The sequence below is a fragment of the Piscinibacter sp. HJYY11 genome (genome assembly GCF_016735515.1).
Classification (GTDB): domain Bacteria; phylum Pseudomonadota; class Gammaproteobacteria; order Burkholderiales; family Burkholderiaceae_C; genus Rhizobacter.
This window is the reverse complement of sequence record NZ_JAERQZ010000002.1, coordinates 307,637-325,287: the sequence shown is the minus strand read 5'-3', so window position 1 is coordinate 325,287 and position 17,651 is coordinate 307,637. Positions and strand designations below refer to the sequence as shown.

The following is a 17,651-nucleotide window of genomic DNA, read 5'->3' as shown; positions in this document are numbered from 1 at the left end:
GGAAACCCGAGCCTTGGGCGTGGCTTGATCGGGCGCTTCGCTGCGCTCGCTTGGGCTCAGCGACCGGGGAGGGCGTTTTGCTGGGAGATGTAGGGGCCGGTGCAGCCGTCGATGCCGCATTCCCACAGCACCTTCGCGTCGTCGGCGCTCGCCACGCCTTCGGCGTAGACCTGCAGCGACAGGCCGTGCAGCAGCGTCACTGTGCCGCGCACGAAGGTGGCGCGGTGCTCGTCCTGGCCGACGCCGGTGATCATCGAGGCGTCGAGCTTCACGTAGTCGAGGCCGGCTTCGAAGAGGCGCGGGATGAGGCCCAGGCGCTCGCCCGCGTGCTCGAGGCCGAGGCGCACGCCGGTCGGGCGCAGTTGGCGGCTCAGTTCCTGCAGCAGGTCGAAATGCTCGACGGCGGCCGATTCGGCCACTTCGAGCCAGATGAGGCGCGCCACGCGCGGCGAGTCCCACAGCAGCGCGCGCAGGCGTGCCGAGAAGCTGCTGTCGGCGAGCGACGCCGGTGAGAGGTTCACGCAACGCGACTGGCCATCGGCGCCCGATTCGGCGATGGCCAGCGCGAGCGCGCGTTCGTCCACGTCGACCGTGAGGCGGCTGCGCATGGCCAGCGGCAGCCAGCGTGCGGCGGGCTCGAACTCGCCGTTCTCTTCGAGCTGCAGGCGCAGCGGGCATTCCATGTGCAGCAGCTCGCCGCGCGAGTTGACCACCGGGTAGTTGACGAGGTGCACGCGCCCCTGCACCAGCGCATCGCGGATGCGTTGCCGCCAGGCGGCTTCGCCCAGCATCGCCACGCTGTGCTCCGGCTCGTTGCTGAGCTCTACCGCGAAGCGGCCTCGCGCTTCCGCGCGCGCAAGCGCCGCGTCGGCCGCGCTCATCACCTGCGCGGGCGTCATGTCGCGGCGCAGCTCGATGGCGCCCAGGCAGATGCCCGCGCCGCCGCCCAGGCTCGTGAGCAGCACCGACAGTGCATCCGACAAGGCCTGCGCCGTCTCGCGCGCCACGCCAGGCACCGGCAGGCACAGCGCGAAGTCCGAGCCGTTCAGGCGGCCGAGGAAGCAGCCCTTCGCACGCTCGGCATAGGGCTTGAGCGCTTGCGCGATGGTCGTGATGACACGGTCGGCACCGGCGTGGCCGAGGCTGCGGTTGATGCCGGCGAGGTCGATCACGCGCAGCAGCACGAGGCCGCCTTCGGCCGTGCCGTCTTCGCGCTGCAGTGCGGCGGTGAGCTGGCCCAGGAAGTGGGCGCGGTTCGACAGGCCGGTGAGCCGGTCGAGGTTGGCCTGCTTGTGCAAGGTGTCCAGCTGGTCGGCCTGCGCCTGGAAGGTGACGCGCAGGCGGCTCACCATCGTGTTCATTGCGCGCGTGAGGCGCTGCAGCTCCGGCACCTTGGGCTCGGGCACGGTGCGGAACTCGCCCGCCACCAGCGCATGCGCCTGTTCCACCGTCGAGTCGAGCGGCTTGCGGATGCGCCGCACCAGCAGCCCGCCCACGGCCCCCGCGAGCAGCCCCACCACCGCCAGCGCCGCGGCGGTGCGCAGCGTGCCGGCCCACAGCTCGTCGTGCGCGAAGAAGGAATGGCTCACGACCTCGACCTTGCCCAATGCACGCCAGCCATCCGACACCTGCGCGATGCCCGGCTCCGACTCGATGGGCGCGAGCGCCACGAACCACGCCGGCGCCAATTGCCCGGTGGCCTGCGCCTCGCGCACGAAGGGCACGCTGCCATCGGCGGCGACGAACTTGATGCGACGGTAGAAGCCGGTGTCGTACTGCGCCGACATCAGGAGGTTCATCAGCTCGCGGTCGCCCTTCTGCTGCGAGAGCGCCAGCGCCAGCGAGGTGGCGTTGTCGGCGTTCTTCAGGCGCAGCTGCGTCTGCAGGTAGTGCCGGGCCGATTCCACCGACACCGTCACGCTGCCGGCATAGGCCAGCAGCACCGTCGCGAGCATCAACAACCAGATCTGCCGGATCAGCGACATGCCTTTGTCCTTCTCGTTCGTTGGCCCTTCGTCATTCGAATCATCGGGGTCATTGGAACCCCTCCGCCCTCGCCTTCACAAGAATCTCGCGCCAGCGCGACAGGCGCGCCGACGGGTCGCCCGCGGCCTGCGGCCCCACACCTTGCCACAAGCCTTCGCTGTTGAAACTGAAGACCGGCACCAGGTCGGGCCGCCTCGACGCGGGCCGCACCTCGGTGATGAGGTTGTCCAGGATCATCGGCTCGGCGCCGGGTGCCGCATAGTAGGCCAGCACCATGTGCGCCTGCGTCACGCCCTGCGGCCCGCCGATCTGGGCGCGCACGTACACCAGCCGCAACTTGGCAACCGGCATGCCCACCGCGAGCAGGCTGAAGTACTTGGCGATCGCATAGTCCTCGCAGTCGCCCTGGCCCTTGTCCAGGCTCTCGAGCGGACTCGCCCAGTAGTCGACCTGGCCCCAGGCTTCGGTGTCTTCTCGGAACTGGATGCGGCGGTTGAAGAACTGGTTGACGGTCTGCAGCTGCGCCAGCTCGTCCTGCCCGACCGATTGCATGAGCAGCGGCTGCAGCACCTGCACCCCTGCCACCGCGCGCGGCGACATGCGCCGGGCCGCGGCCATCATGCGCTCCGCATCCCAAGCCTGCGTGGGCAGGCCGGGCACCAGCAAGGCGACGATCAGCCACGCGGCCACCCACAAGCGCAGCGGCGTGCAGCGCACTTGCAGGTCTCGTTCGGGCGATGAAGTGAGGCGGAAGGACGGCACGGGCGCGGAGCACGGTTCAACGACCTGTTGTCGTCATCCCGCGCCGGGAGTTGAGGCCCTCTCTCCCGGGAGACAGCGCGTCCGGTGCTATTCAACGGAGCGGGCCTTTTTCACGGAACACGCCCGTGCGATCCGGCGTCGTGAAAAAGTCCCACCGGAACATGCGGTCAGGGGGGCGTGACCCTCGCAACGCGGCAAGTAAACTCGCCCCGCGTCGAAGGAACCCCTCACTACGTAGAACGACGTACCCGAAAGACCTGCCTGATGCACTTCAAGACCCGAGCCTTGACTCTCGCCCTCGCCTTGGTGTTCACCACCAGTGCCAGTGCTCAGAGCAATGAGGCTCTGAAGGCCGCAGCACAGCAGGCGATCAACACCAGCCCCGAGGTCACCGCGCGCTTCAACGCCTACCGCGCCGCGGCCGATGCCGTCGACGTGGCCCGCGGTGGCTACTTCCCACGACTCGACCTCAGTGCCTCCGCCGGACGCGACCGCGACCGTGTGACGAACCGCACACCCCAGGAGCAGTCGCTCAGCCGCAGCGGCGCCTCGCTCACGCTGACGCAGCTGCTGTGGGATGGCCTGGCCACTCAGAACGAAGTGGGCCGCCTCGGCCACGAGAAGCTCGCACGTTATTTCGAGCTGCTCGACGCCACCGAACAGACCGCGCTCGAAGCCGCCCGTGCCTACTACGACGTGCTGCGCTACCGCCGCCTCGTGCAGCTGGCCGAAGACAACTACGTGCAGCACAAGAGCGCCTTCAACCAGATCCAGTCGCGCTTCAAGGCCGGCGTGGGCCGCGGGGTCGACCTCGAACAGGCCGGCGCCCGCCTGGCGCTCGCCGAGTCCAACCTCAGCACCGAGCTCGCGAACCTGCACGACGTCTCGGCGCGCTACCAGCGCGTGGTGGGCGTGGCGCCCCCGAAGGACATGCCGCTGCCGGTGCAGCTGAAAGATGGCGTGCCCGCCTCGGCCAACGAGGCCTCGCTCGAAGCGGCTCGCCGCAACCCGGCCGTGAGCGCGTCGATCGAGACCCTGCGCGCCACCAAGGAGCTGCTGAGCGCACGCGAGTCGGCCTACCAGCCCAGGGTGGAAGCGCGCTTCCGCTCGGGCACCGGCAAGAACTTCGACGGCGTGCGCGACCAGCGCAACGACACCTCGGCCGAGATTGTGCTGAACTGGAACCTCTTCAACGGCGGCAGCGACCGCGCCCGCGTGCGGCAACAGGCCAACCTCGTGAACCAGGCGGCCGACCAGCGCGACAAGGCCTGCCGCGACGTACGCCAGGTGCTCGCCATCGCCTACAACGACACGAAGAAGCTGGCCGACCAGCTCGTCTACCTCGACCGCAACACCCTCGCGATCGAGAAGGCGCGCGATGCGTACCGCCAGCAGTTCGACATCGGCCAGCGCAGCCTGCTCGACCTCCTGAACTCAGAGAACGAGCTCTACACCGCCCGTCGCTCGTATGCCAACGCCGAGTTCGACCTCGGCATCGCCTATGCGCGTGTGCAAGCCGCGCTGAGCCGCCTCAACACGCAGCTGGGCCTGCGCAGCGACCGCGAAGCACCGGCGGGCACCGAGAACTGGTCAGCCGGCGACGAAGGCCCGGGCCGCTGCCCGCTTGACGCCATCGAGATCCAGCCGCTGAACCTGGAAGAACTCAACCGCCGCGCCACCTCCTTGCTGCCGAACCAGGGCGTGCCCGCCACACCTGGCTCGACCACCAGCAGCAACACCCCACGCACGCAGCCGGTCGTGGCGAAGGCCCCGGCCCTGCCCAGCGAGCCCACCGCCGCCTCGGCCAACGGCCCTGCTGCGCTGTCGGTGAAGCGCCTCAACGACTGGGCCGCCGCCTGGGAAGCCAAGGACGTCGACCGCTACCTGTCGTTCTATGCGCCCGACTTCCGCTCGGAGCGGGGCGATGCCGACAGCTGGAAGGCACAGCGCCGCCGGCTCGTCGCCAAGAAAGGCGACATCAACGTGAAGCTGGAAGAAGTGCTCGCGCGCGAGCTGGCGCCCGACCGTGTCGAGACGCAGTTCAAGCAGAGCTACCGCTCCGATGGCTTCAGCGACGTGATGCAGAAGAGCCTGGTCTGGCAGCAGATCGGCAGCCAGTGGCTCATCGTGAAGGAGAGCAACCGCTAGGGTTGCTTTCCGATCAACGTTTCACCGGCGGCAGGTCCGTGCAGTGACCTTCGGCGGCCTCGGCGGCCATGCCGAGGCTTTCACCCAGCGTCGGGTGCGGGTGGATCGTCTTGCCGATGTCGATCGCGTCGGCGCCCATCTCGATCGCCACGGCCACTTCGCCGATCATGTCGCCCGCATGCGTGCCCACGATCGCGCCGCCGACGATGCGGCCTGTCTCCTGGTCGAAGAGCAGCTTGGTGAAGCCTTCGTCGCGCGTGTTCGCGATCGCGCGGCCGGAAGCCGTCCACGGGAAGTGGCCCTTCTTCACCTTGATGCCGCGTGCCTTGGCATCGTCTTCGGTGAGGCCAACCCAGGCGACTTCCGGGTCGGTGTAGGCCACGCTCGGGATCACACGCGCATCGAAGGCCGCATGCGTGTCGCCTGACGCGACCTCGGCGGCCACGTGCCCTTCGTGCACCGCCTTGTGCGCGAGCATCGGTTGGCCGACGATGTCGCCGATGGCGAAGATGTGCGGCACGTTGGTGCGCATCTGGATGTCGACCGGGATGAAGCCACGCTCGTTGACCGTGACCCCGGCCTTCTCGGCACCGATGCGCTTGCCGTTGGGCACACGGCCCACCGCCTGCAGGACCAGGTCATAGAGCTGCGGTTCCTTGGGCGCGTTTTCGCCTTCGAACTTGACGAGGATGCCGTCCTTGGTGGCCTCGGCCCCGCCCGTCTTGGTCTTGAGCATGATGTTGTCGAAGCGCGGCGCATTCATCTTCTGCCACACCTTGACCAGGTCGCGGTCGGCGCCCTGCATCAGGCCATCGAGCATTTCCACCACGTCGAGACGCGCACCCACGGTGCTGCTGTAGACCGTGCCCATCTCCAGGCCGATGATGCCGCCGCCGATGACGAGCATGCGCTTCGGGGCCTGGCGCAATTCGAGCGCGCCGGTGGAGGTGACGATGCGTGGGTCGTCCTTCGGCAGGAAGGGCAGCTTCACCGCCTCGGAGCCGGCCGCGATGATCGCGTTCCTGAACTTGATGACCTGCTTGCCACCATCGGCCTTGGTCACGCCGAGGTGGTACGGGTCGAGGAACTCGCCCGTGCCCTGCACCACCGTGACCTTGCGCATCTTGGCCATCGCGGTGAGGCCACCGGTGAGCTTGCCCACCACCTTGTCCTTGTGCGCCTTGAGCTTGGCGAGGTCGACCTTCGGTTCACCGAAGCTCACGCCGAGCGCGTCGAAGTGCTTCACCTCGTCCATCACCGCGGCCACGTGCAGCAGCGCCTTCGAAGGAATGCAGCCGACGTTCAGGCACACGCCGCCGAGCGTGGGGAAGCGTTCGACGAGCACCGTCTTCAGGCCGAGGTCGGCGGCACGGAAGGCCGCGCTGTAGCCGCCGGGGCCGGCACCGAGCACGAGCACGTCGCACTCGAGGTCGGAGCCGCCACTGTGCGTGGCGGCCTGAGGTGCGGGCACGGCCGGTGCCGCAGCAGGGGCGGCGGCTTTGGCCGGTGCTGCTGCGGCGGGTGCCGGCGCAGGCGCCGCGGCGCCTTCTGCGTCCAGCGTCAACAACAGCGAGCCTTCGCTGATCTTGTCGCCCAGCTTGACCTTCAGTTCCTTCACGACACCGGCGTGCGACGACGGGATCTCCATCGACGCCTTGTCGCTTTCCACCGTGACCAGCGACTGGTCTTTCGCGACCTTGTCGCCGGGCTTGACCAGCACTTCGATGATGGCGACGTCCTTGAAGTCGCCGATGTCGGGTACCTTGATTTCAATGGCGGCCATGGTCACTCTTTTCCTTTGAGCTTGATCGTCTGCACCTTCACGGGGCCGTCGGAGTTCTTGTCGAATTCACAGCCCGCCTTCACGCCGATCTCGGCGAGCTCGCGCGCGGTCTTGGCGCGGTCGAAGGCGGTGTACATCGCACCGAGTGCAAACGCGCGGCCCGAGCCGATGGCCCAGAAGCGGTCGAACTCGAAGACCTCGCGGTACGAGTACACGCCGTAGATGCCGCTGGCATTCGCGATGAGTGCGGTGAGCTGCGAGCTCTCATACGGGTCGGCGTCTTCTTCCTTGGTGTTCAGGTAGAAGACTTCCTTCAGCTTCGGGTGGATCTTGAGGAAGGTGTCGAACACCTCGTCGCGCGAATGCAGCTTCAGCTCTTCCGGCGGCAGCCAGTTGAGCGCACGGCGCAGCACCGGGAAGTGGGCGGTGGTACCGGCCATGCCGACCCACGAGTCCGCGACCTTGAAGAGCTTTTCGTTGCTTTCGTAGCCATGCGGCAGGCGGGTGTCGCCGAAGGTGACGAGGCTGTCACCGGCGATCGCCACCTGTCCCGCCTTTCTGACGACGACCACGGTCGTCACAGGAGGACTCTCCTGAAGTCGGCCAGAACTTGAGCGAGGTACGCATTGAAGCGTGCGGCGGCAGCGCCGTCGATCACGCGGTGGTCGTAGCTCAGGCTCAGCGGCAGCATCAGGCGCGGCTGGAAGGCCTTGCCGTCCCACACCGGCTCCATCACGCCGCGCGAGAGGCCGAGGATCGACACCTCGGGTGCATTGATGATCGGCGAGAAGTAGCGCCCACCGATGCCGCCCAGCGAGCTGATCGAGAAGCAGCCGCCGCTCATGTCGGCAGGCCCCAGCTTGCCGTCGCGTGCCTTGGCCGCCAGTTCGCTCATCTCCTTGCTGATCTGCAGGATGCCTTTCTTGTCGGCATCCTTCAGCACGGGCACGACCAGGCCATTCGGCGTGTCGGCCGCGAAGCCGATGTGGAAGTACTGCTTCAGCACGAGCTGGTCGCCGTCGAGCGAGGCGTTGAACTCGGGGAATTTCCGGAGTGCCGCCACCACGGCTTTGATCACGAAGGCGAGCATCGTGACCTTGATGCCGCTCTTCTCGTTTTCCTTGTTGGTCTGGACGCGGAAGGCTTCGAGCTCGGTGATGTCGGCGTTGTCGTGGTTGGTGACGTGCGGGATCATCACCCAGTTGCGGTGCAAGGCCGCGCCGCTGATCTTCTTGATGCGGCTGAGGTCCTTGCGCTCGATGGGGCCGAACTTGGCGAAGTCGACCGTCGGCCAGGCCGGCAGGCCTGGGAAGTTGCCGCCACCGCTTGCTGCAGCACCACCCTGCTTGGCCGATTGCGCCTTGGTCTGAACCTCGCCCGCCATCACACCCTTGACGAAGCCATGCACGTCGTCATGCGTGATGCGGCCCTTGGGGCCCGTGCCCTTCACTTCTTCCAGCGGCACACCCAGCTCGCGCGCCAGCTTGCGGATGGTGGGCGATGCATGCGGCAGGTGATCGCGGGCGGCGGTCGGCTCGTGGGCCGGCAATGCGGCGGTGGGCACCGTGCGCTCGGCGGCCGCCGGAGGCGGCGCCTGCACGGGCGCCGGTGCCGGCGCGACCGCCAGCTCGACCGGGGCGACCTTCTGGCTCGAGGTGTCTTGCTCTGACTGCGGTGCAGGCGCCGCTGCGGCGGCACCGCCGGCCGCTTCGACCAACAGGAGCAGCGAGCCTTCGCTGATCTTGTCGCCGAGCTTGACCTTCAGCTCCTTCACCACGCCGGCGTGCGACGCCGGGATCTCCATCGAGGCCTTGTCGCTCTCGACGGTGACGAGCGATTGCTCGGCCTTGATCGTGTCACCGGGCTTGACCAGCACTTCGATGATCTCGACGTCCTTGAAGTCCCCGATGTCGGGGACTTTCACTTCCACCAGCGCCATGTTGTTGTGTCTCCGAAGCCTGATCAGGCGTACAGCGGGTTGATCTTGTCGGCGTTGATGCCGTACTTCTGGATGGCCTCGGCGACTTTAGCCGCGGGCACGGTCCCCTCTTCGGCCAGGGCCTTGAGCGCAGCCACCACGATGTAATGGCGGTTGATCTCGAAGTGCTCGCGCAGGCGATAGCGGAAATCGCTGCGGCCGAACCCGTCGGTGCCCAGCACCTTGTAGGCGCGGCCCTTCGGGATGAAGGCGCGGATCTGCTCCGCGTAGTTCTTCATGTAGTCGGTGGAGGCGATCACCGGGCCGTTGTGCTTCTCGAGTTGCTGCGTGACGAAGGCGACGCGCGGCTTCTCCGTCGGGTGCAGCAGGTTCCAGCGCTCAACGTCCTGGCCGTCGCGGGCGAGTTCGTTGAAGCTCGGGCAGCTCCACACGTTGGCCGAGATGCCCCAGTCGTCTTTCAACAACTGCTTGGCCGCCATCGACTCGCGCAGGATCGAGCCGCTGCCGAGAAGGTTGACGCGGGGGGTCTTCTTCGCGCCCTCTTCCAGCAGGTACATGCCCTTGATGATCTCTTCCTCGGTGCCGGCCTTGAGGCCCGGCATCGCGTAGTTCTCGTTGAGCAGCGTGAGGTAGTAGAAGACGTTGTCCTGCTTCTCCACCATGCGCTTCAGGCCATGGTGCAGGATCACGCCCACTTCATGCGCGAAGGTCGGGTCGTAGCTGATGCAGTTGGGAATCGTGCCCGCCAGGATGTGGCTGTGGCCGTCTTCGTGCTGCAGGCCTTCGCCATTCAGCGTGGTGCGGCCCGAGGTGCCGCCGAGCAGGAAGCCCCGGGCCTGCATGTCGCCCGCCGCCCAGGCCAGGTCGCCGATGCGCTGGAAGCCGAACATCGAGTAGTACACGTAGAACGGCACCATGATGCGGTTGTTCGTCGAGTACGAGGTGGCGGCGGCGATCCAGCTGCTCATGCCGCCGGCTTCGTTGATGCCTTCCTGCAGGATCTGGCCGGCCTGGTCTTCGCGGTAGTACATGACCTGGTCCTTGTCGACCGGCGTGTACTTCTGGCCATCGGGGTTGTAGATGCCGATCTGGCGGAAGAGGCCTTCCATGCCGAAGGTGCGGGCCTCGTCGACGAGGATGGGCACGGCGCGTGGGCCGAGCTCCTTGTCGCGCAGCAGCTGCGTGAGAAAGCGCACGTAGGCCTGCGTCGTGCTGATCTCACGGCCTTCGGCGGTGGGCTCGAGCACGGCCTTGAAGGTTTCGAGATCCGGCACCTTGAGCGACTCGTCGGCCTTCGGGCGACGCTTGGGCAGGTAGCCGCCCAGCGCCTTGCGGCGCTCGTGCAGGTAGCGCATCTCGACCGAGTCTTCGGCCGGCTTGTAGAACGGGATGCCCTTCTCGATCTGCTCGTCGCTGACGGGGATGTTGAAGCGGTCGCGGAAGCCCTTGATGTCGTCGTCGGTGAGCTTTTTGGTCTGGTGCGCGGTGTTCTTGCCTTCACCGCTCTTGCCCATGCCGAAGCCCTTGACGGTCTTCACGAGCAGCACGGTCGGCTGGCCCTTGGTGTTGACCGCGCGGTGATAGGCCGCGTAGACCTTCTGCGGGTCGTGGCCGCCGCGTTGCAGGCGCCAGATGTCCTCGTCGCTCATCTTGGAGACCATCTCCAGCAGCTTGGGGTGCTGGCCAAAGAAGTGCTTGCGGACGAAGGCACCGTCGTTGGCCTTCATGGCCTGGTAGTCGCCGTCGACCGTGTCCATCATCACCTTGCGCAGGATCTCTTCCTTGTCGCGGGCGAGCAGCGGGTCCCAGTAGCTGCCCCAGATGAGCTTGATGACGTTCCAGCCGGAGCCGCGGAATTCGCCTTCGAGCTCCTGGATGATCTTGCCGTTGCCGCGCACCGGGCCGTCGAGGCGCTGCAGGTTGCAGTTGACGACGAAGATCAGGTTGTCGAGCTTCTCGCGTGCTGCGAGGCCGATCGCGCCGAGCGACTCGGGCTCGTCCATCTCGCCGTCGCCGCAGAAGACCCAGACCTTGCGGTTCTCGGTGTTGGCGATGCCACGGGCATGCAGGTACTTGAGGAAGCGCGCCTGGTAGATCGCCATCAGCGGGCCCAGGCCCATGCTGACGGTCGGGAACTGCCAGAACTCGGGCATCAGCTTCGGGTGCGGGTAGCTCGAGATGCCCTTGCCGCCCACTTCCTGGCGGAAGTTGAAGAGCTGCTCTTCGCTGATGCGGCCTTCGAGGAAGGCGCGGGCGTAGATGCCGGGCGACGAGTGGCCCTGGATGTAGAGCAGGTCGCCGCCATGGCCTTCGTGCTCGGCGTGCCAGAAGTGGTTGAAGCCAGCACCGAACATCGTCGCCAGCGAGGCGAACGACGAGATATGGCCGCCGAGGTCGCCACCGTCGTGCGGGTGCAGGCGGTTGGCCTTGACCACCATCGCCATCGCGTTCCACCGCATGTAGGCGCGCAGGCGCTCCTCGATCTCGATGTTGCCGACCATCCGCTCTTCCTGGTCGGGCGGAATGGTGTTGACGTAGGCGGTGCGAGCCGAGAACGGCAGGTCGATGCCGGCCTGTCGCGCGTGGTTGATCAGCTCTTCGAGCAGGAAGTGGGCGCGTTCGCCACCCTCTGCTTCGATGACGGCGGACAGAGCGTCCAGCCACTCGCGGGTTTCCTGTGCGTCGGCATCGTTGGCCGCCGCGCCCAGAAAGGCTTCTGGCATCGCAGACATGCTTGTCTCCTTGTTGGATTCAGGGTTGGCGCGAAGTGTCCCACAAGTCCAAATTTTTTCAAATAGCGCTACGTCATTTCATAATACGAACTTCTACGTACCCAAAAGCGGGACACAGGGCCGGATCAGGCCGCCCTCGATAATCCGCCTATGTCCACTCCCGCACCAGCCTCCCCGCCACGTCGCCCTGTCACCGCGAGGGCTGGCCGCCTGGTCGGCAGGTGGTGGCGCCGCCAGTCGCCCGCGCGGCAGGACCGCTATGCGACGCTCGGGCCGCTGGTCTCGGTGCTGCTGTTCCTCGCAGCGATCATTTCGGCCTTCTGGTACCTGCGCAACGAGGAGTTCGAGCGCGAGCAGGAGTCGGTCAAGCGCGACACCGAGATCGCCCAGCAGCAGGTGCGGCTGCGACTGATCGAGAACCAGGAGCAGCTGGTGCGCATCGCGCGCGAGATCGTCACGCGCCAGATCGACGAAGAGGAATTTCAGAGCCAGGCCGCCAGCTTCACCCGCGAGCGGCCCGAGATCACGAACCTCATCTGGGTCAACCAGGCCCGCGTGCGCAAGGCCAGCTACTCGACCACCACGCTCTTTTCCGAGCTCGGCCTGCCCTACGTGGACAACGGCCGCTCGCTGCCCGACCCGCGCAACAGCGAGCCCGACCAGGCCTTCCGCGCCACGCGCGAGCTGCGCCTGCCGGTGTATTCACGCACCTTCTCCGATGCGAACGGCAACGCCGTCTTCCAGGTGCATGTGCCGCTGCTCGACCGCAGCGCCTTCTCGGGCACGCTGATCGCCGAGTACTCGATTGATTCGCTGGTGCGCTACTTCATCCCTGCCGAGGTCTCGAAGCGCCACACGATGACGCTGGTGGACGCTCAGGGCCAGGTCGTTGCAAGCACGCTGCCGATGACACCGGGCGAGAAAGCCAGGCCGGCGTCGATCGTCCACGAGGTGCCGCTCGCACCCGCGAGCAACGGGCTCGTGCTGCGCGGCCAGGGCTATCGCACGTCCATCGGCCTCATCAGCAACACGCTTTTCTGGATGGTCTCGGCGCTGTCGGTGCTCACCGTGTGGATGCTGCTCGGCACCTGGCGCCACATGCGCCGGCGCGTGCAGATGCAAGCCACGCTCGTGTCGGAAACCAATTTCCGACGCGCGATGGAAAACTCCATGCTCACCGGCATGCGCGCGATGGACATGGAAGGACGCATCACCTACGTGAACCCGGCCTTCTGCGCGATGACGGGCTTCAGCGAGCATGAGCTGATCGGCCGCATGCCGCCCTTCCCGCACTGGCCGCCCGATCGCTACGAGGAAAACATGCGCCTGCTGCAACAGGAGCTGCAGGGCCGCAGCCCCGCTGGCGGCATCGAGGTGAAGGCGATGCGCAAGGACGGCACGCTGTTTGATGCGCGCATGTACGTCTCGCCGCTGATCGACCCGAAAGGCATGCAGACCGGCTGGATGACCTCGATGACCAACATCACCGAGGCCAAGCGCGTGCGTGACCAGCTCTCCGCCTCGCACGAGCGCTTCACCACCGTGCTGGAAGGGCTCGACGCCGCCGTGTCGGTGCTCTCGGTGCAACAGGGCGAGTTGCTCTTCGCCAACCGCTCGTATCGCCTCTGGTTCGGCGCCGATGCCCAAGGCCACGGCACGCTCGCCGGCGGCGAACCGGGTCTCCCGATGATTGCCGACATGGGTGACTCGGTCGACAGCTTCGGCGGCCTGCCGACGCAGGAGCTCACCGAGGCCGGCTCCGAGACGCGCGAAGTCTTTGTCGAGACGCTGCAGAAGTGGTTCGACGTGCGCGCGCGCTACCTGCAATGGACCGACGGCCGCCTCGCGCAGATGCTGATCGCGACCGACGTGACGAGCCGCCGCCACGCCGAAGAGCAGGCCAAGCAGCAGGCCGAAAAAGCTCAGGTCACGAGCCGCCTGGTGACGATGGGCGAGATGGCCTCATCGGTCGCCCACGAGCTCAACCAGCCGCTGACCGCCATCACCAACTACTGCAACGGCATGGTCTCGCGCGTGAAGAGCGACGCCATCGGAAAAGACGACCTCGTCGCCGCGCTGGAAAAGACCGCGAAGCAGGCCGACCGCGCCGCGCAGATCATCCGCCGCATCCGCGCCTTCGTGAAGCGCAGCGAACCGCAGCGCCAGGCGGCCGAGGCCCGCACCATCGTCGACGACGCGGTCGACCTCGCCGGCATCGAGCTGCGCCGGCGCAACGTCTCGCTGCACGTCTACGTGGCCCAGCGCCTGCCGACGCTGATGGTCGACCCGATCCTCATCGAGCAGGTGATCCTCAACCTGCTCAAGAACGCCGCCGAAGCCATCGACATGGCCGGGCTGCCACCCGCCCGCCGCAACATCGAGCTGCGCGTGGTGCCCAAGCACACGCCGGAAGAAGGCGGCGTGATCGAGTTCGGCGTCACCGATTCGGGCCCGGGCTTGAAGGAAGAAGTCATCAACCGGCTCTACGAAGCCTTCTTCTCGACCAAGGTCGAAGGCCTGGGCATCGGCCTGTCGTTGTGCCGCTCCATCATCGAGAGCCACCGGGGCCGGATCCGGGCCCAGAACCTCTACAATGGCGACCTCGCTGTCGGCTGCCGTTTTACCTTTACGCTGCCGGTCGAAACCGCCAAATCCACGGGCCTCGAAGCGGCCCTGACATGAGACAGCACACATGAGTCTGATTCCCAAGAAGGGCACCGTCTACGTGGTCGACGACGACGAGGCGGTTCGTGATTCCTTGCAATGGCTGCTCGAAGGCAAGGACTACCGGGTCAAGTGCTTCGACTCTTCCGAATCCTTCCTCTCCCGCTTCGACCCGCGCGAAGTCGCCTGCCTGATCGCCGACATCCGCATGGACGGCATGAGCGGCCTGGAGCTGCAAGACCGCCTGCTCGAGCGCAAGTCGCCGCTGCCGGTCGTCTTCATCACCGGCCATGGCGACGTGCCCATGGCGGTGAGCACCATGAAGAAGGGCGCGATGGACTTCATCGAGAAGCCGTTCAAGGAAGAAGAGCTGCTCAACCTCGTGGAGCGCATGCTCGACCAGGCCCGCAGCGCCTTCTCGCACCACCAGGAAGCCGCCAGTCGCGACGCCCTGCTCTCGCGCCTGACCACGCGTGAATCGCAGGTGCTCGAGCGCATCGTTGCCGGCCGCCTGAACAAGCAGATCGCCGACGACCTGGGCATCAGCATCAAGACGGTGGAGGCGCACCGCGCCAACATCATGGAAAAGCTCAACGCCAACACCGTGGCCGATCTCCTCAAGATCGCGCTGGGCGCCCAGCAGACCAAGGCATAAGCCACAACACATCTCAAAGGGCCGCTCCACAGCGGCCCTTTTTAGTTTCAACTACCAGATCGAGGACCACCCATGACTGCACAACTCATCGACGGCAACGCTCTCGCCAAGAAGATCCGTGGCGAAGTGGCCGAGCGCGCCGCAGCGCTGACCGCCCGCGGCCACCAGCCCGGCCTCGCCGTGGTGCTGGTCGGTGACGACCCGGCCAGCCAGGTCTACGTGAGCCACAAGGTCAAGGACTGCGAAGGCAGCGGCGTCTACTCCCTGCTCGACCGCTACCCCGCCGACATGAGCGAAGCCGCGCTCTTGAAGCGCATCGCCGAGCTCAATGCCGACCCCAAGATCCACGGCATCCTGGTGCAGATGCCCGTGCCCAAGCACATCGACCCGCAGAAGGTCATCGCCGCCATCGCCCCGCACAAGGACGTCGACGGCTTCTCCATCCAGAGTGCCGGCGCACTGGCGAGCGGCCTGCCCGGCTTCAAGTCGTGCACGCCCTATGGCTGCATGAAGCTCATCGAAACCACCGGCCTCAACCTGCGCGGCAAGCACGCTGTCGTCATCGGCCGCAGCAACACGGTGGGCAAGCCGATGGCCCAGCTGCTCTTGCAAGCCAACGCCACCGTCACCATCTGCCACAGTGCCACCGCCGACCTCGGCGCCCACACCCGCCAGGCCGACGTGATCGTGGCGGCGGTGGGCCGGCGCAACACCGTCACCGCCGACATGGTCAAGCCGGGTGCCGTCATCATCGACGTCGGCATGAACCGCAACGACGAAGGCAAGCTCTGTGGCGATGTGGATTTCGAGGGCGTCTCAAAGGTCGCCGGCTGGATCACCCCGGTGCCGGGTGGCGTGGGCCCGATGACCCGTGCGATGCTCCTCGTGAACACCATCGAAGCCGCGGAACGTGCCGCCGCCAACTGAATCGGAGAAGCATGAGCAACCCCCTCCTCGACACCACCGGCCTGCCCCACTTCGCACAGATCAAGCCTGAGCACGTCACCCCGGCCATCACCGAATTGCTGGCGGTCGCCGACGCGGCCCTGGAAAGGGCCACGAGTGACGAGGTGCCGGCCGACTACGACGCGATGTCGGCCGTGCTCGACGTGGCCACCGAGCGCCTGCACAGCGCGTGGGGCGCCGTGGCGCATTTGAACCATGTGGCCGACAACCCCGAGCTCCGCGCCGTCTACAACGAGAACATCCCGAAGATCACCGAGTTCCACACCCGGCTCGGCGCCGACGAGCGGCTCTACGCCAAGTACAAGGCGATTGCGACGAGCCCGGCGGCGACCAGGCTGAACGCGGCGCGCAAGAAGGCACTGTCCAACGCGATGCGCGATTTCGTGCTGTCGGGCGCGGAGCTGCAAGGCGCGGCCCGCGAGCGCTACGCGCAGATCCAGGAGCGGCATGCAGCGCTCACGACGGCCTACTCCGAGCACGTGATGGACGCTACCGACAGCTACGCGCTCTACGTCGACGAAAGCCGCCTCGCCGGTGTGCCCGACGACGTGAAGCAGGCCTCGCGCGCCGCCGCCGAGGCCGAAGGCAAGCCGGGCCACAAGCTCACGCTGCACTTCCCGAGCTACTTCCCCGTGATGCAGTACGGCGACGACCGTGCCCTGCGCCAGGAGCTTTACACCGCCTACGCCACCCGCGCCAGCGATCTCGGCAAGCCCGAGCACGACAACAGCGCCATCATGAAAGAGCTGCTCGAGCTGCGCCAGGAAGAGGCGAAGCTGCTCGGCTACCAGAACTTCGCCGAAGTCTCGCTCGTGCCCAAGATGGCCGACTCGCCGCAGCAGGTGCTGGACTTCCTGCGCGATCTGGCGAAACGTGCCCGCCCCTACGCCGAGCGCGACCTCGCCGAGCTGCGCGAGTTCGCCCGCACCGAGCTCGGCCTCGCCGACCTGCAGTCGTGGGACGTGCCCTACGCCAGCGAGAAGCTCAAGGAAGCGCGCTACGCGTTCAGCGACCAGGAGGTGAAGCAGTACTTCACCGAGCCCAAGGTGCTGTCGGGCCTCTTCCGCATCATCGAGACACTGTTCGAGGTCAGCATCCGGCCCGACGAAGCCGAGGTGTGGAACCCGAACGTGCGCTTCTTCCGCATCGAACGCCAGGCCACGATGGGGCCCTCCGGTAGCCCGCAACTGGTCGGCCAGTTCTACCTCGACCCCTACGCCCGCACCGGCAAGCGCCCCGGCGCGTGGATGGACGACGTGCGTGGCCGCTGGGCCCGGCCCGAAGGCCGCACGCAAACGCCGGTGGCGCATCTCGTGTGCAACTTCACGCCTCCGAGTGGCGGCAAGCCTGCGCTGCTGACGCACGACGAGGTCACCACGCTCTTCCACGAGTTCGGCCACGGCCTGCACCACATGCTCACGCAGGTGAACGACATCGGCGTGGCCGGCATTTCCGGTGTGGAGTGGGACGCCGTCGAGCTGCCCAGCCAGTTCATGGAGAACTTCTGCTGGGAGTGGGACGTTCTCAAGCACCTGACCGCCCACGTCGACTCCGGCGAGCCGCTGCCGCGCGCGCTCTTCGACAAGATGCTCGCCGCCAAGAATTTCCAGAGTGGCCTGCAGACGCTGCGGCAGATCGAGTTCGCGCTCTTCGACATGCGCCTGCACAGCGAGCCCGGCGCCGAGGCCGACATCCAGAAGCTCGTCGACGAGGTGCGCCGCGAGGTGTCGGTCATGGCGCCGCCTGCCTTCAACCGATTCCAGCATTCGTTCTCGCACATCTTCGCCGGGGGCTACTCGGCCGGCTACTACAGCTACAAGTGGGCCGAGGTGCTGAGCGCCGACGCCTGGAGCGCCTTCGAGGAAACCAGCGCCCTCGACCCCGAGACCGGCCGCCGCTACCGCGAGGCCATCCTCGAGGCCGGTGGCAGCCGCCCGGCGATGGAAAGCTTCAAGGCCTTCCGCGGCCGCGAGCCACGAATTGACGCACTTTTGCGCCACCAAGGCATGGCCTGAT

General features: G+C 66.7%; 11 protein-coding genes. 5 read left to right on the top strand and 6 right to left on the bottom strand.

All coding sequences use genetic code 11. The annotated features are described in order from the left end of the window. Window positions 1–56 precede the first annotated feature (56 nt). Both JI745_RS25215 and JI745_RS25210 read right to left on the bottom strand, forming a co-directional pair. On the bottom strand, window positions 57–1,985 hold the full coding sequence (locus tag JI745_RS25215; protein WP_201813271.1) for an EAL domain-containing protein: 1,929 nt from the start codon (window positions 1,983–1,985) through the stop codon (window positions 57–59). A gap of 49 nt (window positions 1,986–2,034) precedes the next feature. Continuing rightward, window positions 2,035–2,748: a transglutaminase-like cysteine peptidase gene (locus JI745_RS25210; protein ID WP_310738769.1), complete on the bottom strand. Its 714-nt coding sequence runs from the start codon at window positions 2,746–2,748 to the stop codon at window positions 2,035–2,037. A 264-nt stretch (window positions 2,749–3,012) separates the two neighbouring features. On the opposite strand from JI745_RS25210, the gene JI745_RS25205 reads away from it, so the two are divergent. After that, window positions 3,013–4,896, top strand: a complete 1,884-nt coding sequence (locus JI745_RS25205; RefSeq protein ID WP_201813270.1) for a TolC family outer membrane protein — start codon at window positions 3,013–3,015, stop codon at window positions 4,894–4,896. A 13-nt stretch (window positions 4,897–4,909) separates the two neighbouring features. On the opposite strand, the gene lpdA is transcribed toward JI745_RS25205, so the two are convergent. The 4 genes from lpdA to aceE are packed head-to-tail and all read right to left on the bottom strand — an operon-like array spanning window position 4,910 to window position 11,350. After that, window positions 4,910–6,679: a dihydrolipoyl dehydrogenase gene (gene lpdA, locus JI745_RS25200; protein WP_201813269.1), complete on the bottom strand. Its 1,770-nt coding sequence runs from the start codon at window positions 6,677–6,679 to the stop codon at window positions 4,910–4,912. Between the two features lie 2 nt (window positions 6,680–6,681). Further along, window positions 6,682–7,260, bottom strand: coding sequence for an MFS transporter (locus tag JI745_RS25195; RefSeq protein WP_201813268.1), 579 nt, complete (start codon window positions 7,258–7,260; stop codon window positions 6,682–6,684). Then, window positions 7,257–8,618, bottom strand: coding sequence for a dihydrolipoyllysine-residue acetyltransferase (aceF, locus tag JI745_RS25190; RefSeq protein ID WP_201813267.1), 1,362 nt, complete (start codon window positions 8,616–8,618; stop codon window positions 7,257–7,259). Before aceF ends, JI745_RS25195 begins: the two co-directional genes overlap by 4 nt. A 23-nt stretch (window positions 8,619–8,641) precedes the next feature. After that, window positions 8,642–11,350, bottom strand: a complete 2,709-nt coding sequence (aceE, locus tag JI745_RS25185) for a pyruvate dehydrogenase (acetyl-transferring), homodimeric type (protein WP_201813266.1) — start codon at window positions 11,348–11,350, stop codon at window positions 8,642–8,644. 150 nt (window positions 11,351–11,500) lie between these two features. On the opposite strand from aceE, the gene JI745_RS25180 reads away from it, so the two are divergent. The 4 genes from JI745_RS25180 (at window position 11,501) to JI745_RS25165 (ending at window position 17,650) form a co-directional block, all read left to right on the top strand. Then, complete coding sequence (locus JI745_RS25180; RefSeq protein WP_201813265.1) at window positions 11,501–14,032, top strand: PAS domain S-box protein; 2,532 nt, start codon at window positions 11,501–11,503, stop codon at window positions 14,030–14,032. Between the two features lie 10 nt (window positions 14,033–14,042). Then, window positions 14,043–14,669, top strand: a complete 627-nt coding sequence (locus JI745_RS25175) for a response regulator transcription factor (protein WP_201813264.1) — start codon at window positions 14,043–14,045, stop codon at window positions 14,667–14,669. Between the two features lie 72 nt (window positions 14,670–14,741). After that, window positions 14,742–15,596, top strand: a complete 855-nt coding sequence (folD, locus tag JI745_RS25170) for a bifunctional methylenetetrahydrofolate dehydrogenase/methenyltetrahydrofolate cyclohydrolase FolD (protein WP_201813263.1) — start codon at window positions 14,742–14,744, stop codon at window positions 15,594–15,596. 11 nt (window positions 15,597–15,607) lie between these two features. Continuing rightward, window positions 15,608–17,650 (top strand): M3 family metallopeptidase, encoded by a 2,043-nt coding sequence (locus tag JI745_RS25165; RefSeq protein ID WP_201813262.1) that lies wholly within the window; start codon window positions 15,608–15,610, stop codon window positions 17,648–17,650. Window position 17,651 lies beyond the last annotated feature (1 nt).